The following is a 19,882-nucleotide window of genomic DNA, read 5'->3' on the forward strand; positions in this document are numbered from 1 at the left end:
TGTATCAGTTTTGATACATTTTTTATTTGGCATCGTGTAAGTGAAGTGCAACAAATCAACTCAGAAAGGGGTTGATTTTTTATTGAAAAGAAACATTATTTTATTTTGCGGTCCTTAGTAACTAGGTATGGGAAAGATAATGTTATTAATACTGTTAATAACATTGTAATTAATAATGAAAAAGAAGATGAATAAATTATCCGCGTAATTTATTAGCGGTAATTTATTCAATATTGTTTATTTTGAGCGTAGCGAACACGCGAAGCGTGTCGTAAAATTAGATTTTTAGGAGGATTAAATTATGCCATTTTGATTAACGACAATATTTAGTGTTGTTATTATATTAGGGATTTTTGCTTGAATTGGTTTGTCAATTTATCAAAAAATTTGCCAAATTCGAGGTAAGAAAAAAGATAAAAAAGAAATTGAAAACAAGGAGGATAAAAAATAATGTTAGGGATGTATTTAACAACAGCAATTAATTTTTTAGCAGTTGGTGATAAGCCTACTATTTCAGATGGAATGGGTTCGATTTGAAGTGGTTTAGGACAAGCAATGATGAAAGTTAAAGAAGCAATTTATGCTGTATTACCACAATTAATGACCTTTTTAGGTGATGCGTGAATTATTTTAATTCCATTTGGTATTTTTGTTATTGTTAAGATATTAAACTTTTTCCGTGTTATGGTTAAAGGATTTTAATATTTAGTATAACTGATTATATATTTTAGCTGTGGCACACTAACTTTGTTATGTGATTTTATTAAATAATTTTATTGTTTATTTTTACACTATACACTGTTTACAAATTTATTTTTTAATAAACTTTATTATTGTTAATATTGGAATAATAAAAATTCCTATTATACATATAAGTTTAACTATATTTTCTATAGTGGATAAATCTATATTGTTTATTATTCATAATATTGAGTCTATTATGAAAAATATTTTTTTAGTAGGATTTAATAAAAATAAGAATATTTCTATTAAAGGTCATATTAGTAATAGATTTGGAAAATAAATTTTTATAATATTTTTTATAAATACACCTACTTTCTTTAAAATTTGTAAACAGTGTATAGTGTAAAAATATCAATTTAATTATAAATTATTAATTTTATATTTTAATAAATATTATTAAAAATTAAATAGTATTTTTCAGTGGCACACTAGTTTTTATGTGAATTGAATAAATAATTTTGTTGTTTATTTTTGCATTATACACTGTCTACAAAGTTAACAAGATGAAAAATCCTGTTTAAAGAAACTAAGGCACACTAGTTTTTTATGTGATATTTAAGGTATTATTATGGTTTTCTCTCTGTATAAAATATTTATAAATTTGTTAATTTATTAAAAATTCAAATAATAAAGTTAAAAGTTGTTATTAAAACTATTATTATTGAAATAATTGTTTTAATTGGTGATACCATTATGATAAGCAAAAAATAGATGGTATCACGTTTGTAAAAAATGAATTTATTAAATAGAAAAATGAATTTATTATTTCTTCGATATTTTATTTCTCCTTTCTATTTAAAATAATTTATACAGAGAGAAAACCATAATAATATCAACTTAATTATAAACTTATGATTTTATATTTTAATAGTTATTGTTATAAATTAAATAGTATTTTTCAGTGTGCCAATTTTTACTATTTTATATATTTAACATTGTTAATAACATTGTTTATTAAACATTAAATAAACAATATATTAGCATTATGTATAACATTGTTAATAATCAATGTTTTTATCAATAAATAAGCAATATATGAACATTAAATATAACATTGTTAATTAGAAACAATGTTTATTAAGGAGTTGATAAAATTGAGTAATTTTGTTAAGAAAAATAAAAATATAGAAAATTATTTTATTCGTAAAGAGTTAATAGTTTTTGAAACAGATAAAGCAAGTTTTATAAATTTGCCTAATCATAATCGCCATATTGGTTTTTGATTAAGTAATAAGTTTATTTATCCGAGTGAAAAACATTCTGATCAAGTTGCTATTGGTTTAATTTATGATAATTCTTATCCTATTGTAAAATATGATGAAAATTTAAAACGCCATATTTGAAAATATTTAACTGGAACAGAATTAATTAATTTGTATAATCAATATAAACAAAATTATTTTAACAATATGCACAAAGCATTATTTTCAAATGAACCTAAAAAAGTAAAAACAACTAAAAATAATTTAACAAATTGAACTGTTGAAAAAGAACAAGAATTGATTAATGATTTGAAAGATTTAAATTAAATGAGTTTATATGACTATTGAGTTCAATTTGTTAGTTATATTATTGGTTCAAATGCCCCTGAATTTTTATATGTGATATCGTTTGTATTATTTATTGTTTTATTTTTTGGGATGTTTTTTAAACTTATTCAAAAAATGTGGAGTTTTTAAATATGCAAAATGATTGAGAAAAATTAAAAGAGTTTTTTATTCATATATTTTTGTTTATAGATAAAATAAATGTTGAAAGTATTACAACTTGGACTTTGACTCAAAATGAATATTTAACTCTGATGGTTGGTGTTTGAATTGTGATTTTGTTTTTAACTTGGTTTTTGTTATGAATGATTTTTAAAATAGTTGGGTATTTTAAGTAATGAAAAAGTTTATATTTTTCTTAAAAAATTATTGTTATATTAGTGGTTCAATGATTTTGTTTAGTTTAATTGATTTATTACTTTGAATAATTTCATTAAATTATACTGGTTTAGTATTCTGATTATTGTTTGCTTTGCAATGTGTTTATTTTGTATGATGAGTTTGAAAAAACATATTTTATCAGTTAAATGCTTTTCGGTTAGTTAATTTTGTTTGAGATAATCCGTTATCAGTTATTATTGGTAAATTAGGAACGGGAAAAACTTTACTTTTAACTTATTTATCACAAACTATGAAATTATTAACAGATAAAATTTATAGTAATTATCCGTTAGAAGATGATAAAGTTAAAGTTTTAACATTTAAAAATTTAGAGTTTACCGATCGAACAAAACCAGTTCCCCCTGATGATAGTGTTATTTTATTTGATGAAAGTTATTTATATATTGATGGAACTAGTCCGCACGATGAGAAAAAAGTTCATAGTGGTAAAATTCCGTGAATTGTTTTAGCAAGACATTTTGGTAATCGTGCTTTGTTTACAGCACAGCGTGAGGGTATGATTTGAAATAATATCCGACAATTAGCAAGTGGTATTATTATTCCTATTTCATTGAAAAAACCAATTGCTAAAAAAGGATTTAATTTTTTTAATCGTTTCTTTATTATGCGAATTGGTATTTTTCAAGATATTACGGATTATGAAATTTGAAAAACAAAATTAGTAGAAAGAACAGCAGAAGGTAAACGAGCAAAACATAAGTCGGATGTTGGGTTAGGAATTCGGTTTTTTAAGATAATTATTCCGTTAGAATTTGCACAGAAATATGATAGTCAATGATTAAAGTTTGTTCGTGATTTAAAAAATGATGAAATAGTTAATTATAAAGAATATTACTGGTCAGAAATTACTAAATTGAGTGTTAAAGAGCGTTTAGAATTGTTTGATATTGATATTTTGAAAAAAAATTTAAAACCTAAAAAAGAAAAAGGAAGTGGTAAAGATGATTAATTTATTATCAGAAAGTAGTAATTGAGATAAGATTTTTAGTTTTATTTTTGATGTATTTTTGTTTATTTTTGATGTAATTTGAAATACAAAATTACCAATGACAAATACGACAATTGCTTATTTTATTATCTTTTTTATGGTTGTTAAGTTATCGATTTATGCAATTCACGGTACAAGAACTCAATACAACGAATTAGGTTCAACAGTACAAAGTGGTGTATCAAATATTTATTCTGCAACTGCTCGTGGAGTTTCAGATACTAAACAAGGTATGCAAAAACATATTAAAGATCGTAAACAGTTTAAAATTAATCGTAATAAACAACAATTATCAAATTTAGCAAAACAAGCAAAAACAAGAGAACAAGGATATCGGAGAGTGAATAAATAATGATTAGATTAGTTTTATTAGTTGCGGCAATCGCTATTTTTGGTACTGGTTTTATAACAGTAATCATAAATCAATTAACATCAGCAAAAAATATCATTATGGATTTATATAACTCAGACACTTTTTTGCTTTCGTTGTTTGGCAAAATGGCAATTTTGTTTTCTCATCCGTTAATGTTAACGATATCAAGTTTATATATTGTTGGGTTTATTGTTTCAAAAACATTGTATAGTTAGGAGTTGAATTATAAATATGAAAAAATCATTATCTTTATTTGCAATATCTATTTTAGGTATTTTAGGTTTAATTATTCCTTTTATTACTTTAACAGCATTTAAACCCTTAAATCAGCAAAATTATACTGTTAATCAACAAACAACGGGAATGAATGAAACTGATTTTATTAATACAATGTTTTTACGTAGTACTTTTTTTGAAAATTGGTCTGAAACAAATTATTTTATTAATCCGACTTTAAAAACATCACAAACATTAACTTACAATGATAAATGGTATTTAGATTTTTTAAAGGATAGTTATTCAACGGGAATTTCATTTGATAAACCTAGTGATGAATTTATGGATTTATATAAAAATTGAGATAGTTATGCTAAACAATATAGTATTGATAAATTTTATGATGCTGATAAAAAACAATTTTTAAAAGAATTAACTAATTTTTCTTATTCATTTGCTAAGTATTTTAATACAATTGAAGTTATTAATAAGTTAGAAAAAAGTGTTGATAATTTACAACAAGTTAATTTAAAGTTTCAAAATTGAAAGTTAATAACATCTGTTATTGGTGAAGGAAATACTGGTAAAACTTATATTGGTATTTTTGGAAGTAAAACAAACTGAAATATTATAGATTGAAAAGGAATTGAAGGAGAAGGAAAATGACATTTATATGAGTATAAATCAATTTATCGTTGAGATGGTGAAGGTGAGCCTGAAATACCAACAGTTGACAATAATGGCAATCCTAGTTTTTGGACTGACAATCAATATCAAAATACTCGTTCTTTTTTATTAAAATATATTGATATTATTGTGCAAGAAAATATTCGAGTTCAGCAAGGTGGTAACCCTGATTATGATGATCCAAATTTAGGTAGTCAAAGAATAATTTTTGATTTTGAAATTATTAATAATATGGAAAAATTAGATTGAAAACTTGATATTATTTTAACTAGAAAATTAATTTATCGAATGATTTTAACGATTGATGAACAAAAAAATATTATTGCTGGTAGTTTAGAGTTGACACACTTTAAAAAATATTGGAATGGATATGATTATAATAGTTATCGATATACTGATGATTTAGGGTTTTTATTTTCTTTTATGAAAGAAAAAGAAAATATCTTTAATTTTAGTGCTGAAACTTATAATTATAATCAAAGTAGTACTCCTAATACTGGTAAAAAGGTTTTTGAATGGATGAAAGGTCAAATTGATATTAATAAGTTTTTAAAAGCATTTTTTGCACATGCTTTGGTGCCTGTATTTCAAAATCGTAGTAATTTTATTGAAAGTGGGTATATTGATAATTTACAATATGATACGGTTTTAATTAACTTTTTTGGTTTGAAATTAGTTAATTTTAAAAATGTTTTAATTGATGAAAAAAATACTAATAAAAATCAATTTGAAAGATTATTAAATAGTATGTTTACAGTTTCGCAGAACTTTTATAAAGATTATTTACGAACAATTTTTGACTTGGAAAATAATACTTATGTACAAGGATATAATAAAAAATATGGTTTATTAGCAAATAATGGTTTTAAGATTTATCCTCGTTATTTTTATTTTTCTGATAAATATAAGCAATTAGATATTAAATTGTATTCAGCATTTAAAAATCGGTTTTATAACACAAATTATGGTAATGTATTTAATTATGATTTTTCAGTTGCAAATGATTATAATATTAATCAAAATGAGGGTTATATTTTTGAAGGTGCTTTAAAAGATAAATATGGTTTAAAATATAAAAAGATTGAAGAACAAAAAATTGGTTATAATGTTTTTGAATTGCAAGCACAAAAAGAAAATGATATGTATCGTTATTATGATTTTAATTTTGGAATTTATAACTGACAAGAGATTAATAATGGTGGGTTGTTTCCAGACGGTCAATGATGACAAGCACAATATGAAAGTTGTAGTTGATATAATATTGCGTGTCATATCAGAAATGCTGCAATTTGAGTTGTAAATAATATTCCCGGTGTTAAACAAGTGAATGAATTAGCAAGTGGTGTTGGTAAGATTTTTCAAACAATATATAGTTTTTTTAATCAAACATTTGAGGTATGAAAATTTAGTCCAGCATTATATAACACAATAACAAATATATTCCTATTAATTATATTTATGAAATTTGTACGATTAATTTAAAAAGGAACTATTAAGTTCCTTTTATTCTTTTCAATCTGTAATTTTTCCTGTTTTATTGTCAACTGTTGGTATTTCAGGCTCACCTTCACCATCTCAACGATAAATTGATTTATACTCATATAAATGTCATTTTCCTTCTCCTTCAATTCCTTTTCAATCTATAATATTTCAGTTTGTTTTACTTCCAAAAATACCAATATAAGTTTTACCAGTATTTCCTTCACCAATAACAGATGTTATTAACTTTCAATTACTATTTTCTGGTGGTTGTTGTGGATTATATGGTAGTTCTGGTTTATTGCCCCCGTTTTCATTGTTATTTGGTTTTTCACAACTAATTAATGTTGTTGTACTTGTTGCTGTTAATCCGATTGTTCCTAAAATGCTAAGTCATTTTTTCATATTTTACTTCTCCTTTATTAAAATTACTTGAATACTATAATTAATTATATCATATATCAATAATGTATTAAATAATTTTAATATTAAATTTATAAATTAATGAAAGGTATATAAATGTTATGTATAGTCATTTAAGTTTTATTGATAAGGTTAAATTGGAAAAATTATTATTATCCAAATTATTTTTAAAAAAGAATGGTGAAATAAATATTTCACAAATTGCTAAATGTTTGAACAGACATCGTAGTACTATTTTACGAGAAATTAAGCGTTTTAAAACTATTGATGAATATAGTGCTTATAAGTCAGATAAAATGTATTATGAGAAAAGAAAAAAGAATAATAAAAGATATAAGTTTACAGAAAAACAATTAAATTTTATTAATATAAGATTTAATGTTTATCGTGATTCTCCATCACAACTTATCCATCGTTATTTTTTAAAGTTTGGTATTAAATTTCCTGTTTGTGTTAAAACATTGTATAAATGAATTTATTTAGGTTTTTATGGTTTTTTAAAGCAGAATTTACGTCATCATGGTAAAAAATATAAAACAAAAGGAAAATTTGATAATCGTGGTAAATTAACTAATTTTAAATCAATATGAGATATTGAAAATAAAAAAATTAATGCTGGTTGATTTGAAATGGATACAGTAGTTGGTAAAGACCATCAATCTAGTAATTTAGTTTTAGTAGAACAATTAAGTAAAAATTACTTTGTAATTAAATTAAAAAATCATACTGCTAATGAAGTTGTAGAAAAGTTTAAAGATATTGTTATAAGTAATAATTTAATTGGGAAAATTAAAGGAATAATAACCGATAGAGGAAAAGAATTTAGTAAATGAAGAGAATTAGAAATATTTGCTGAAACACAAGTTTATTTTTGCGATCCGGGTTCACCACAGCAAAAACCACTAATTGAATATATGAATTCTGAACTTAGAGAATGATATCCTAAGGGAACTGATTTTAATAATGTTAGTCAACAAAAAATAAATTGAGTAGTTAATGTTATAAATGATAAATTAAGGCCTATTTTAAATTGAAGAACATCAAAAGAGGTATTTTTAGAGAATTTTTAAATAAATTTATTACTTAACTTAATAAATTATTTTTTAGTATGGCTAAGTGTGCTTAAAATAAAGTAAAAATTATAAATATTTTAATTTTTGAAAATTTATAATTGATTTTTTATGATTTTTATTATATTATTTGATTAATAAGATTTGTTGCATTTCATTTTACATGATTCCATATTATTTGATTAATAAGATTTGTTGCATTTCATTTTACATGATTCCATGAGTAAAAAAATTTGAGAATTCTGGTTCTTTTAAAGCTAAAGACAATCGTTCTGTTGAAGAAAATGAACTTATTCAGTTGCGAAAAGAAAACAAACAATTACGAATGGAAAATGATATTTTAAAGCAAGCAGCACTGATAATCGGCAAAAAGTAATATTAATTACTAATAATAAAGACAAATATTCAGTGAGGAAAATGTGTCAAATATTAAAGATAGCAAAATCAAAGTATTATTATCAAATTAATAAGATCACTAAAACTGAAATTAATATTTATGAAAATGAAGTTATCAGTGCATTTAAAGAAAGCTATAAAGTTTATGGTGCTAGAAAAATTAAAATTATTTTAGCAAGAAAGAACATTATTTTATCTCGACGAAAAATTAGAAGAATTATGGCAATAAATAATTTAGTATCAAAATATACTAAATTAAAATATCGCAATCATAAATCTCCTGTAAATAATGATCAAATTAGTAATATTCTAAATCGTGAGTTTAGTAATAAAAGACAAAATGAAGTTATTGTGAGCGATTTAACCTATGTTCAAGTTGGTTCAAAATGACATTATATTTGCTTACTAATTGATTTATTTAACCGTGAAGTAATTGGCTATAGCGCTGGAACAAATAAAACTGCTGAACTAGTTCAGCAGGCATTTTATAAAATAACATGACCACTAAATCAAATTAGGTTGTTTCATACAGATCGTGGTAATGAATTTAAAAATAAAATTATTGAAGAAATTTTATTAACATTTAATATTAAAAGATCATTAAGTGCAAAAGGTTGCCCTTACGATAACGCAGTAGCTGAAACAACCTATAAAGCTTTTAAAACTGAATTTATTAATGGTCGAAAATTTAAAAATTTAGAACAATTAAAGTTGGAACTATTTAATTTCATTAATTGATACAACAATATTCGAATTCATGGTAGTTTGAATTACTTAACTCCAGTTGAATTTAAAAATCAGAAGTCTACATAAAAAGTGTCCTAAAAAGTGTTGCCATTCCAGAAAAAAATTTTATTAACTTGGAGATTAAAATAATATCGGAACATTAGTATTAATTATTGTTTTTATTTTTTAAAAAGCATATAATTACTATTAAGGAGGATTGGATATGGCGATGTTTAATAATAAAAAGCCAACTTTCATATCAATGGATTTAGGAACAGCTTATACCTTGGTTTATATATCAGGAAGCGGAATTGTTTATAATGAACCATCGATTGTGGCTTATAAAATTAAAGAAAATAGAATTATTGCTGTTGGAAATGAAGCATATAAGATGATTGGAAAAGGAAATAAGACAATTAGAATTGTGCGGCCAATGGTCGATGGGGTTATTACCGATATTCGTGCAACAGAAGCCCAATTAAAATATATTTTTAACCGTTTACGGATTAGTAAACAATTAGCTAATTCAATTATGTTATTAGCTACTCCGTCAGTAATTACGGAATTAGAAAAAAATGCTTTAAAGAAAATTGCAATGAATTTAGGTGCAACAAGGGTTTTTGTTGAAGAAGAAGTTAAAATGGCTGCTTTAGGTGGCGGGGTTGATATTTATAAACCTTTTGGAAACTTAGTTATTGATATGGGTGGAGGAACCACTGATATTGCTGTTCTTGCTTCAGGAGATATTGTGTTATCAAAATCAGTAAAAGTTGCTGGGAACTATTTAAACGATGAAATTTTAAAATATGTTCGTTCACAATATGGTTTAGAAATTGGAATTAAAACAGCAGAAATGATTAAAATTGAAATTGGTTCATTAGCAAAACATGGCGATGAACGTAAAATGAAAGTATATGGACGAGATGTTGTTTCAGGGTTACCACGTGAAATTGAATTAACGCCAGAAGAAGTTCGTGAAGTGTTAAAAGTTCCAGTCTCACGGATTATTGATTTAGCCGTCCAAGTCTTAGAAGAAACACCACCAGAACTAGCGGGAGACATCTTCCGAAACGGAATTACTATCTGTGGTGGTGGTGGTTTAATCAAAGGAATTGACCACTACTTTGAAGAAACTTTACAATTACCAGCTAAAATTGGAGAACAACCATTATTAGCGGTTATTAATGGAACAAAAAAATTTGAATCAGATATTTATGACATTATTCGTCAAGAGCACCAAAAAACAAAAGAATTGGATTATTAATTGTTATTGGCTGAAGTTAATAATGAAGAATCGTAAAATTGTTTTAGTCGGTTGTGGCGCAGTAGGGACATCGTTCCTTTATGCTGCAATCAATCAAGGTTTAGCTCAAGAATATGTTTTAATTGATATTAATTATGAATGAGCAGAAGGGCACGCCTTGGATTTAGATGATTGTAATCCTGTCTTAGAGCGACCATTTTATAGCGTTAATGCCGGTACTTATCAAGACTGTGCTGATGCTGATATGGTTGTGGTAACGGCGGGACGTCCACAAAAAGAAGGTGAAACAAGATTAGAAATGATTGCTGATAATGCTAAGATTATGCAAGAAGTTGCTTTAGCAATTAAAGCTTCTGGTTTTGAGGGCATTTCTTTAATTGCATCTAATCCCGTAGATATTTTAACTACTGTATATCAAAAGGTAACTGGTTTTAATCCGCACACAATTTTAGGGTCGGGGACTAGTTTGGATTCTGCTCGTTTACGTCGTCTGATTGGAAAAAAGTTAAATGTCCATCCTAGTTCAGTTCACGCTTATATTATGGGTGAACATGGCGATTCAGCAATGACAGCGTGAAGCTGCGCTTCAATTTTAGGGAAACGAATTAGCGACTATGTAGAAGAAGGACGCTTAACACTTGAAGATCTAAAAGAATGTCAAAGTGATGTCATTAACATGGCATACAAAATTATTGAAAAGAAAAAATCAACTTTTTATGGCATTGGTGTTGTTTTAGCCCATATTGCTCGTATTATTATTCGTGGGGAGAACCAAGCAATCTTAATTGGTGCATACTTAAGCGGCGAATATGGGCAGAATGGAATTTATACCGGTGTTCCAGCTGTGGTTAGCAACTATGGGTGGGAACGAATTATTAAATTACATATTAATAATGAAGAACAAGAACAATTTAATAAATCTTGTCAAAAAATTCATGAGGCCGTAATTGTTGCTTTTCAAGCAATTGGGATTCAATAAAACTGATTTATTATCAGTTTTTTATGTTATGATTTAAAAAATAGGAGGGAAGATTAATGCAACAACCGTTAGCGTTTTTGTTACGCCCAACAGCAATTACTGATATTATTGGACAAAGTCATATTATTAATGATCAAAATGGTCTTATTTCTCGAATGTTAAAATATAACTATGCTAGTTCATTAATTTTTTATGGTGATCCTGGTGTTGGGAAAAGTAGTATTGCGCGTGCTTTGGCAAATGATTTGCAATTAGAATATGCTGTTTTTAATGCTGAAATTGATAAGAAACAAGATTTAGAAAACATAATTAAAAAAGCTCAAAATGTTGATCGTTTTATTATTATTGTTGAAGAAGTTCACCGAATGAATAAAGATCGCCAAGATATTTTGTTACAATATTTAGAAAATGGGCACTTAATTATGTTTGCTTGTACGACTGAGAATTCCTATTTTGTCATTAATCCAGCGTTACGATCACGGGCAAATATTATTAAATTAGAGCGGATTACTACTGATGAAATGTTAATCGAGTTAAAAAAGTTAATTGCCACAAAAAAATTAGCATTAACAATTACCACTGAAGCATTGGAATTAATTTGCCAATTAGCTAGTGATGATTTACGGATTGCAATTAATATCTTAGAATTATGTTTAAACTTATACCCTAAAGAAGAAATTACCACCGCAATTATTACAAGTATTGCACCAACAGCAAATTTAATTAATTTTGCCAATGGTGATAAACACCATGATTTAAAATCAGCGTTACAGAAAGCAATTCATGGCAGTGATGTTGATGCGGCATTGTATTATTTTGCTCGCTTATTGGCAAGTGGGGATCATGAAGCTTTGTTACGACGAATGCTAATTATTGCGTATGAAGATATTGGCTTAGCTAATCCCTCGATTGCAATTCATGTGAAAGCTGCTGTTGATAGTTTTCGTCAAATTGGGTTACCCGAAGGACGAATTCCATTAGGATTAGCAATTGTTGAAATGTGTTTAAGTGAAAAATCAAATAGTGCTTATTTAGCAACGGACCAAGCTTATGACGATGTTTTAAATGGTAAAATTTATCCAATTTCGCATCATTTACGTGATACAAGTTACGCTTCAGCAGTAAAATTAGGAAATGGGGTTGGTTATCAATATCCCCATGATTTTCCAAATGATTATGTTGTTCAGCAATACTTGCCAAAAGAAATGCTAGGAACTGTTTATTATCATCCCAAATTACATAGTGTGTATGAGAAACGAATCAATGAGTTATATCATCGTTTTAGGAATAAAACCAAGAAGTTACTTTAAAGTAACTTCTTGGTTTATTTTTTAGCAGTGTTAAAATTAAGGTATTAGAAATGGAGATGAGGATAATGACACTCGTTAAAATTCATGTGCCTGAACTTATATGTAGTAGTTGTTCAATGGCAATTGAAAAAAGATTAAAAAAATTCCTAATATTGAATTTCAAATTGGGATTGTAACACGAACTGTTAAAATTACTTATGATGAAACTCTTGTTACAAAAGAAGTGATTTTTCAACAAATTAAAAAAGCTGGTTATGATTTTGATGAAATTGCAACTGAACAGTTGTAATTTAGTTTTGACAAATGAAAAAACAACCAAAAACAAAATTAACAAAACGGCAAATTCGTGATTTATATGAATTAATTATTGCGATTATCTTAGATATACCGTTATTGTTGGGGATGATTCCCAGTTTAAGTATTTTACATAACCAATGATTACAATTAACTTTTGCGACAATTATTTTATTTTATTGTGGTCGTCGCTACTATATTAACATGTTTAATGAAATCTTCCGGTGACATTTGTTAGGAATGAATAGGAATCATGTAAAATGAAATGCAACAAATCTTATTAATCAAATAATATAATAAAAATCATAAAAAATCAATTATAAATTTTCAAAAATTAAAATATTTATAATTTTTACTTTATTTTAAGCACACTTAGCCATACTAAAAAATAATTTATTAAGTTAAGTAATAAATTTATTTAAAAATTCTCTAAAAATACCTCTTTTGATGTTCTTCAATTTAAAATAGGCCTTAATTTATCATTTATAACATTAACTACTCAATTTATTTTTTGTTGACTAACATTATTAAAATCAGTTCCCTTAGGATATCATTCTCTAAGTTCAGAATTCATATATTCAATTAGTGGTTTTTGCTGTGGTGAACCCGGATCGCAAAAATAAACTTGTGTTTCAGCAAATATTTCTAATTCTCTTCATTTACTAAATTCTTTTCCTCTATCGGTTATTATTCCTTTAATTTTCCCAATTAAATTATTACTTATAACAATATCTTTAAACTTTTCTACAACTTCATTAGCAGTATGATTTTTTAATTTCATTACAAAGTAATTTTTACTTAATTGTTCTACTAAAACTAAATTACTAGATTGATGGTCTTTACCAACTACTGTATCCATTTCAAATCAACCAGCATTAATTTTTTTATTTTCAATATCTCATATTGATTTAAAATTAGTTAATTTACCACGATTATCAAATTTTCCTTTTGTTTTATATTTTTTACCATGATGACGTAAATTCTGTTTTAAAAAACCATAAAAACCTAAATAAATTCATTTATACAATGTTTTAACACAAACAGGAAATTTAATACCAAACTTTAAAAAATAACGATGGATAAGTTGTGATGGAGAATCACGATAAACATTAAATCTTATATTAATAAAATTTAATTGTTTTTCTGTAAACTTATATCTTTTATTATTCTTTTTTCTTTTCTCATAATACATTTTATCTGACTTATAAGCACTATATTCATCAATAGTTTTAAAACGCTTAATTTCTCGTAAAATAGTACTACGATGTCTGTTCAAACATTTAGCAATTTGTGAAATATTTATTTCACCATTCTTTTTTAAAAATAATTTGGATAATAATAATTTTTCCAATTTAACCTTATCAATAAAACTTAAATGACTATACATAACATTTATATTGGAATGACAACACTTTTTAGGACACTTTTTATGTAGACTTCTGATTTCTAAATTCAACTGGAGTTAAGTAATTCAAACTACCATGAATTCGAATATTGTTGTATCAATTAATGAAATTAAATAGTTCCAACTTTAATTGTTCTAAATTTTTAAATTTTCGACCATTAATAAATTCAGTTTTAAAAGCTTTATAGGTTGTTTCAGCTACTGCGTTATCGTAAGGGCAACCTTTTGCACTTAATGATCTTTAAATATTAAATGTTAATAAAATTTCTTCAATAATTTTATTTTTAAATTCATTACCACGATCTGTATGAAACAACCTAATTTAATTTAGTGGTCGTGTTATTTTATAAAATGCCTGCTGAACTAGTTCAGCAGTTTTATTTGTTCCAGCGCTATAGCCAATTACTTCACGGTTAAATAAATCAATTAGTAAGCAAATATAATGTCATTTTGGACCAACTTGAACATAGGTTAAATCGCTGACAATAACTTCATTTTGTCTTTTATTACTAAACTCACGATTTAGAATATTACTAATTTGATCATTATTTACAGGAGATTTATGATTGCGATATTTTAATTTAGTATATTTTGATACTAAATTATTTATTGCCATAATTCTTCTAATTTTTTGTCGAGATAAAATAATGTTCTTTCGTGCTAAAATAATTTTAATTTTTCTAGCACCATAAACTTTATAGCTTTCTTTAAATGCACTGATAACTTCATTTTCATAAATATTAATTTCAGTTTTAGTGTTCTTATTAATTTGATAATAATACTTTGATTTTGCTATCTTTAATATTTGACACATTTTCCTCACTGAATATTTGTCTTTATTGTTAGTAATTAATATTACTTTTTGCCGATTATCAGTGCTGCTTGCTTTAAAATATCATTTTCCATTTCTAGTTGCTTATTTCGTTTTCTTAGTTCAATTAACTCATTTTCTTCAGGTGTTAATTTTTTCTTTTCAACTTCAATTTCATAACGATCCATAATTGCTAAACCATAATCTCTATAACAATCTGGGTAATTATCAAACATTTCATTTAATAAATCTTTTAAGTTCATATTATTCACATCCTTTTTCACATAATCATTCAATATTTTTATCTTCTAAATCTAAAATCACAACCTTATTTCCATAAAGGTTATAATTTTTGCTATTAATTTCAGCTTCTTTTTTTTGTATAAAATGATAAAGTATCAATGCTATATGCTTGTTTAATTACTAATAAATATCTTTTATTCATAATTTAATTCTCCTAATTCTGTTTACCTAATGCTTAATGTTCATCAGTCATATCTTCAAATGATACTGAATAACTTTTAAGCATTAATTCATTTAATTTATTAATAGTTTTTTTATTTAACTTTTTCATATATACCTCCGACTTTTTAAATTAACTACAATGTTCTACAATTTGTAGTTGTTTGTAGTTGTAAGTACCTCCTCATCAAGTCCCCACTAGTAGATTAATTAAGAAATCCTTGCCCAGTTCTTAAAAGTTCTTCAACCTCTACGCACACGATTTTATTTTTTTCTTGTTAATTAAAAGTTATGAATACAGCACTATCTGTTTATCTTAATCAAAGTTATTAATAATTTACAAAATCGCAAAAAAACAAGTTAACAGCTCTAATGATTTCATACCGGCAAAATGCCTTGCTGGGGAATCTTCCCTTAAAAAATATGTAATTGTAAAATTAAACACTTGTAGAGCCAATATATTTAATTTTTAGAGTTAATTTTCAAATAAAAAAATCAACTCTTTAATAAGAGTTGATTTTTCCTACTTCATCCTTTATTCTACAACATTAACGAAGGATGCATCAACTGTTGGGAATAGTAATTATAATCTTTTAACAAATATTTAAAATAATATTAATAATTTGGAAGAAATGGGGGAAATTAAAAGAAAATGTGATTAATTTAGAGATAAATAATAAAAATTTGTTTTGTCTCAAAAAATATGATAATATAGTATTGTTAATTTATATAGTTTTAGGAGTTGAAATATTATGGCTACTGTTGTTGTCAAAGCAGGAGAACCGCTAGACAAAGCTTTAAAGCGTTTTAACAAGGTTTCTTCGGTAAAACGAAAAGAAGCCCGTAAGCGAGAGCACTGAATGAGCAAAAAGGAAAAAAGACGCTATAAACAAGAGCAATCTCGTAGTTTTCGTTAAAAAAATCCCATATAAATGGGATTTTTTTCTTAAAAATTACTTTCTTTTAAAATAACATAATCAACTTTTTTAATTGCGTCCAAATCTTTGCCACCAGCATAAGAAATTGATGATTGTAAATCTTCAGTCATTTCTCGAAGGGTTTCAAAAATGCTACCACGAATTTCAATTAATTCTTTTTTTCCTTCAACATAGCGTTTTTCCCCTTTTATTGTATTCACTGGCCGATCCAAAGTATTCTTTATATTTAACACCATCAATTTCAACCTGTTTTCCGGGTGATTCTTGGTGGGCAGCAAATAAACTACCAACCATACACATTGTGGCTCCCATCCGAATTGATTTAGCAATGTCACCGTTAACGCGTAATCCACCATCAGCAATAATTGGTTTTGAGCTTCCTTTACTGCATCATTTAACAGCCGAGAATTGTCAGCCACCATTTCCAAATCCTGTTTTTAGTTTGGTAATACATACTTTTCCTGGTCCAATTCCAACTTTGGTTGCATCAGCACCTCATTGTTCCAAATCACGAACTGTTTTTGGTGTTCCAACATTTCCGGCAATAATAAAGGTTTCGTGGCCTAAATGGGTGCGGATATGTTCGATCATTTTTTTAACACTAAAGGTATGGCCATGAGCAATGTCGATTGTAATATAATCGGGAATTAACTGTTCTTTTTTTAATGTTTCAATTAATTCAAAATCATTTGGTTTAACTCCAACTGAAATCGAAGTAATTAAGTTTTTACTTTTCATATGTTTAATAAATTTAACTTGATCAACATTAAACCGATGCATAATGTAAAAGTAGTTTTTTTCAGCTAGTTTTTCGCATAATTCTTCATTTACCACTGTTGCCATATTTGATGGCACAACAGGTAAATTAAAAGTATGTTTTCCTAGTTTAACGGTTGTATCACATTCTTTTCGAGAATCAACAACACATAATTCTGGAATTAATTGAATGTCTTCATAATCAAATGCTTTCACTATTTATTTCACCTCACTATTTAAATGTATCATAAAAGCAAGGGGAAAAGGTTAGTTTTATTTTTAAAAATATTTAAAAAAACATCTTGTAATAAAACTAGAAAAGCATATAATTATTTACATAATTCTAGAAAGGAACAGTGATTATACAAATGATGACAAGAAATTTTGGATTTACTCGTTTTTGAATTGTATTGTCAAGTATCGTCGGTATTGTTGGAATTACCATTGCTGCAAGTGCTTATTTTTATTTCTTAGGTAAATATAACAATGGAACTTTTGTTGGCGACATAGATACCGCAAATACTTGATTAATGAATTCATATGCAGATTTAGCAAGTTATAAGGTAGTAATTTTACTTGCTGTAATCTTCTCGTTTTTTACAACAATTATCTGTAATATTGGGTTAATCCGTTATGCAATTGGCAGTAATGATGCTGAATTATGTGCTAACAAATGAAGTTTAGCTGTACTATCATTATCACTTGGTGGATTTTTTGCACCTTTTGCCTTAACATGATTACCAGATACTGATGTTAAAGCAACAAAAAATGCTCGTGTTGTAATTGTCCGTTATTTAGGAACTGCGTGATTAGTATCAGCGCTTGTTAGTATTGCTGCAGTTATGATTTTTTATAATTCAGCAACAAATAAAGTTTGAGTAGGCGACTCACAGCGAAATTTTGCGATTATGATGGGAGTGTTAGCTGCCGTTAGTGTTATAAGCTTAATTTTAGTTCCTGGATTTTATAGTAGTAGAGTTGTTGTTAATATGATGGCAGAAACTTCTTTTGGAAAATGATTACGCTTTGTGTCAACTGTTTATACTGTTTTAGTAACAATAATGTTAATAATTCAAATTATTACCGCATTATTAAAACTAATTGAAGCATTTGGCCGTATGTTTCAAAAGGGACAAAATGGTCTATCAATTTTTGCTAACATCTTAAACTTTACGTCAACCCTAATTGGGACAATCTTTATGGTTTACTTAATAACAAAAGTAATTAAAGGATTATGACGCCGTGAAGATGGATATATGGTTAATATCCCCCAATATAAAACCGAAGATCGTGCGCAACGTCAATTTTAATGAAACTTAAAACAATGGATTTTATTAATTAATAAAATCCATTTTTAATCAAAAAACCTTTCAGAAAATTAATTATTACAAGAAACAAAATAATTAGTAATTATTTTATTTAAATTAATAACCAAGATATTTAACACATTATTAAGTATAAAAAAGAATGTATTTATTAAATACATTCTTTTTTTCTTAACCATTCCTTACTTTTTTACAATAAATAGTTAGGTGGTTGGAATGGTAGGTTCCGAGGCATTTGTAATATTTTGGAATTAATTATGTTACTATTGTAATGTTATTTTAAGAAATCTTGTTTTTAATTTTTTATAAAAGTTTTAGTTATTTTAATATTTTGCAAAAAGAGATGAGCCTCATATTTGAAGCTTTTATTAATTTTAAAAGTAATAACCACCATATTGCAATTTATGATATTAATTTTCCGCTTCTTTTAGTAATAAAACAAAAACCTTTTAATATTAGAAACTGGGATGTTTAAATAAAAAGCATTGGAAATATATGGTCTTTATTTTATAACCATTTATAGTATAACAATAATTATTATCTAACTTTCAATAATATTTATATATTGCATTTTAAACTTTTGTCTTTTTTATTTTTTTCAATAGAGTCTTTGTCTTTTTTAAAAAAATAATTAATTAGTAATTATTTTAATTGACAAAAATTATTGTTTTATATAAAATTATAAAGGTTTTAACACAATACATGTATTGTGTAATCGGGTGTTAGCTCAGTTGGGGGAGCGTCTGCCTTACAAGCAGGTGGTCAGCGGTTCAAGTCCGTTACACCCGACCATTTTTAATGATAAGCTGGCTTAGCTCAACTGGTAGAGCAACTGACTTGTAATCAGTAGGTTGGGAGTTCGATTCTTCTAGCCAGCACCATTTTTGGAGGGGTAGTGAAGTGGCCAAACACATCTGACTGTAACTCAGCTCCTTCGGGTTCGGGGGTTCGAATCCCTCCCCCTCCACCATCTTTGTTAAAACATTGGGCTATAGCCAAGCGGTAAGGCAAAGGACTTTGACTCCTTCATGCGCTGGTTCAAATCCAGCTAGCCCAGCCATTTAAGTCTCCTGTTAGCTCAGTTGGTAGAGCATCTGGCTTTTAACCAGTGGGTCAAAGGTTCAAGTCCTTTACAGGAGACCATTTATTAGATATATATGCCCGAGTGGCGGAATAGGTAGACGCAACGGACTTAAAATCCGTCGGTTTTACAACTGTACCGGTTCAAGTCCGGTCTCGGGTACCATTTTATTTAAAAACAATTGACATCAAATTAAGACAGTGGTA

22 protein-coding genes, 6 tRNA genes and 3 pseudogenes are annotated in these 19,882 nt (G+C 26.6%); 25 read left to right on the forward strand and 6 right to left on the reverse strand.

Going from position 1 to position 19,882, the window contains the following annotated elements; translation table 4 throughout:
• Positions 1–45 precede the first annotated feature (45 nt).
• The 9 genes from ACOBWH_RS03360 to ACOBWH_RS03400 all read left to right on the forward strand — a co-directional run bounded on the left by ACOBWH_RS03360 (position 46) and on the right by ACOBWH_RS03400 (position 6,439).
• Entirely contained in the window at positions 46–195 is a 150-nt protein-coding gene (locus tag ACOBWH_RS03360; RefSeq protein WP_424527474.1) for a hypothetical protein, read from the forward strand.
• Between the two features lie 106 nt (positions 196–301).
• Positions 302–451 carry a hypothetical protein gene (locus ACOBWH_RS03365; protein WP_424525639.1) on the forward strand — a complete coding sequence of 50 codons (150 nt, stop codon included), beginning with the start codon at positions 302–304 and terminating at the stop codon, positions 449–451.
• Positions 451–702, forward strand: a complete 252-nt coding sequence (locus tag ACOBWH_RS03370; protein WP_126821177.1) for a hypothetical protein — start codon at positions 451–453, stop codon at positions 700–702. The genes ACOBWH_RS03365 and ACOBWH_RS03370 overlap by 1 nt, the downstream gene beginning before the upstream one ends.
• Before the next feature lie 1,136 nt (positions 703–1,838).
• Complete coding sequence (locus ACOBWH_RS03375; protein WP_424527104.1) at positions 1,839–2,273, forward strand: DUF3627 domain-containing protein; 435 nt, start codon at positions 1,839–1,841, stop codon at positions 2,271–2,273.
• A gap of 152 nt (positions 2,274–2,425) precedes the next feature.
• Positions 2,426–2,629 carry a DUF2649 family protein gene (locus ACOBWH_RS03380; RefSeq protein WP_004028252.1) on the forward strand — a complete coding sequence of 68 codons (204 nt, stop codon included), beginning with the start codon at positions 2,426–2,428 and terminating at the stop codon, positions 2,627–2,629.
• Entirely contained in the window at positions 2,629–3,642 is a 1,014-nt protein-coding gene (locus tag ACOBWH_RS03385; protein ID WP_424527106.1) for a hypothetical protein, read from the forward strand. The genes ACOBWH_RS03380 and ACOBWH_RS03385 overlap by 1 nt, the downstream gene beginning before the upstream one ends.
• Positions 3,635–4,033, forward strand: a complete 399-nt coding sequence (locus ACOBWH_RS03390) for a hypothetical protein (RefSeq protein ID WP_004027786.1) — start codon at positions 3,635–3,637, stop codon at positions 4,031–4,033. Before ACOBWH_RS03385 ends, ACOBWH_RS03390 begins: the two co-directional genes overlap by 8 nt.
• On the forward strand, positions 4,033–4,269 hold the full coding sequence (locus tag ACOBWH_RS03395; protein WP_004027616.1) for a hypothetical protein: 237 nt from the start codon (positions 4,033–4,035) through the stop codon (positions 4,267–4,269). Before ACOBWH_RS03390 ends, ACOBWH_RS03395 begins: the two co-directional genes overlap by 1 nt.
• Before the next feature lie 16 nt (positions 4,270–4,285).
• Positions 4,286–6,439 (forward strand): spiroplasma phage ORF1-like family protein, encoded by a 2,154-nt coding sequence (locus ACOBWH_RS03400; RefSeq protein WP_424525633.1) that lies wholly within the window; start codon positions 4,286–4,288, stop codon positions 6,437–6,439.
• Between the two features lie 21 nt (positions 6,440–6,460).
• On the opposite strand, the gene ACOBWH_RS03405 is transcribed toward ACOBWH_RS03400, so the two are convergent.
• Entirely contained in the window at positions 6,461–6,841 is a 381-nt protein-coding gene (locus tag ACOBWH_RS03405; protein ID WP_424525631.1) for a lipoprotein, read from the reverse strand.
• 119 nt (positions 6,842–6,960) lie between these two features.
• On the opposite strand from ACOBWH_RS03405, the gene ACOBWH_RS03410 reads away from it, so the two are divergent.
• The 8 genes from ACOBWH_RS03410 (at position 6,961) to ACOBWH_RS03445 (ending at position 13,195) form a co-directional block, all read left to right on the forward strand.
• Complete coding sequence (locus ACOBWH_RS03410; RefSeq protein ID WP_424525629.1) at positions 6,961–7,929, forward strand: IS30 family transposase; 969 nt, start codon at positions 6,961–6,963, stop codon at positions 7,927–7,929.
• Positions 7,930–8,140: 211 nt separating this feature from the next.
• On the forward strand, positions 8,141–8,305 hold the full coding sequence (locus tag ACOBWH_RS03415; RefSeq protein WP_424527108.1) for a hypothetical protein: 165 nt from the start codon (positions 8,141–8,143) through the stop codon (positions 8,303–8,305).
• Between the two features lie 32 nt (positions 8,306–8,337).
• The gene (locus tag ACOBWH_RS03420) at positions 8,338–9,138 is read left to right on the forward strand and encodes an IS3 family transposase (RefSeq protein ID WP_424527110.1); all 801 of its coding nucleotides are present in this window, start codon (positions 8,338–8,340) and stop codon (positions 9,136–9,138) included.
• A 136-nt stretch (positions 9,139–9,274) separates the two neighbouring features.
• Positions 9,275–10,315 (forward strand): rod shape-determining protein, encoded by a 1,041-nt coding sequence (locus ACOBWH_RS03425; protein WP_070406641.1) that lies wholly within the window; start codon positions 9,275–9,277, stop codon positions 10,313–10,315.
• A 22-nt stretch (positions 10,316–10,337) separates the two neighbouring features.
• The gene (locus tag ACOBWH_RS03430; protein WP_424527112.1) at positions 10,338–11,294 is read left to right on the forward strand and encodes an L-lactate dehydrogenase; all 957 of its coding nucleotides are present in this window, start codon (positions 10,338–10,340) and stop codon (positions 11,292–11,294) included.
• 56 nt (positions 11,295–11,350) lie between these two features.
• Entirely contained in the window at positions 11,351–12,604 is a 1,254-nt protein-coding gene (locus ACOBWH_RS03435; protein ID WP_424527114.1) for a replication-associated recombination protein A, read from the forward strand.
• Between the two features lie 109 nt (positions 12,605–12,713).
• Positions 12,714–12,893, forward strand: coding sequence for a copper chaperone (locus tag ACOBWH_RS03440; protein ID WP_424527116.1), 180 nt, complete (start codon positions 12,714–12,716; stop codon positions 12,891–12,893).
• A 14-nt stretch (positions 12,894–12,907) separates the two neighbouring features.
• Entirely contained in the window at positions 12,908–13,195 is a 288-nt protein-coding gene (locus ACOBWH_RS03445; RefSeq protein ID WP_424527118.1) for a hypothetical protein, read from the forward strand.
• 121 nt (positions 13,196–13,316) lie between these two features.
• On the opposite strand, the gene ACOBWH_RS03450 is transcribed toward ACOBWH_RS03445, so the two are convergent.
• From ACOBWH_RS03450 to ACOBWH_RS03465, 4 genes and pseudogenes are all read right to left on the reverse strand, one after another.
• A complete protein-coding gene (locus ACOBWH_RS03450) occupies positions 13,317–14,285 on the reverse strand; it encodes an IS30 family transposase (protein ID WP_424527120.1) in 969 nt (322 codons plus the stop codon).
• Between the two features lie 40 nt (positions 14,286–14,325).
• Positions 14,326–14,793, reverse strand: a pseudogene (locus tag ACOBWH_RS03455) (IS3 family transposase); the annotation flags it as partial.
• A gap of 102 nt (positions 14,794–14,895) precedes the next feature.
• Positions 14,896–15,117: pseudogene (locus tag ACOBWH_RS03460) on the reverse strand (IS3 family transposase); the annotation flags it as partial.
• Positions 15,118–15,158: 41 nt separating this feature from the next.
• Positions 15,159–15,377 carry a transposase gene (locus tag ACOBWH_RS03465; protein WP_424527122.1) on the reverse strand — a complete coding sequence of 73 codons (219 nt, stop codon included), beginning with the start codon at positions 15,375–15,377 and terminating at the stop codon, positions 15,159–15,161.
• 951 nt (positions 15,378–16,328) lie between these two features.
• Here ACOBWH_RS03465 and rpsU point away from each other — a divergent pair.
• Entirely contained in the window at positions 16,329–16,493 is a 165-nt protein-coding gene (gene rpsU / locus ACOBWH_RS03470; protein ID WP_004028656.1) for a 30S ribosomal protein S21, read from the forward strand.
• Positions 16,494–16,522: 29 nt separating this feature from the next.
• Here rpsU and ACOBWH_RS03475 read toward each other — a convergent pair.
• Positions 16,523–17,489, reverse strand: a pseudogene (locus tag ACOBWH_RS03475) (GMP reductase).
• 149 nt (positions 17,490–17,638) lie between these two features.
• Between ACOBWH_RS03475 and ACOBWH_RS03480 the strand changes: the two are divergent.
• The 7 genes from ACOBWH_RS03480 to ACOBWH_RS03510 all read left to right on the forward strand — a co-directional run bounded on the left by ACOBWH_RS03480 (position 17,639) and on the right by ACOBWH_RS03510 (position 19,841).
• Complete coding sequence (locus tag ACOBWH_RS03480; protein WP_424527124.1) at positions 17,639–18,580, forward strand: hypothetical protein; 942 nt, start codon at positions 17,639–17,641, stop codon at positions 18,578–18,580.
• Positions 18,581–19,311: 731 nt separating this feature from the next.
• Positions 19,312–19,387: transfer RNA gene (locus ACOBWH_RS03485), tRNA-Val, on the forward strand.
• Positions 19,388–19,400: 13 nt separating this feature from the next.
• A tRNA-Thr gene (locus ACOBWH_RS03490) sits at positions 19,401–19,476 on the forward strand.
• Positions 19,477–19,481: 5 nt separating this feature from the next.
• A tRNA-Tyr gene (locus tag ACOBWH_RS03495) sits at positions 19,482–19,565 on the forward strand.
• Between the two features lie 15 nt (positions 19,566–19,580).
• Positions 19,581–19,655 (forward strand) — tRNA-Gln (locus ACOBWH_RS03500).
• A gap of 7 nt (positions 19,656–19,662) precedes the next feature.
• Positions 19,663–19,738, forward strand: a tRNA-Lys gene (locus ACOBWH_RS03505).
• Between the two features lie 16 nt (positions 19,739–19,754).
• Positions 19,755–19,841 (forward strand) — tRNA-Leu (locus tag ACOBWH_RS03510).
• Positions 19,842–19,882: the final 41 nt, after the last annotated feature.

It is taken from the genome of Spiroplasma endosymbiont of Glossina fuscipes fuscipes, from assembly GCF_049669535.1.
GTDB lineage: Bacteria > Bacillota_I > Bacilli_A > Mycoplasmatales > Mycoplasmataceae > Spiroplasma.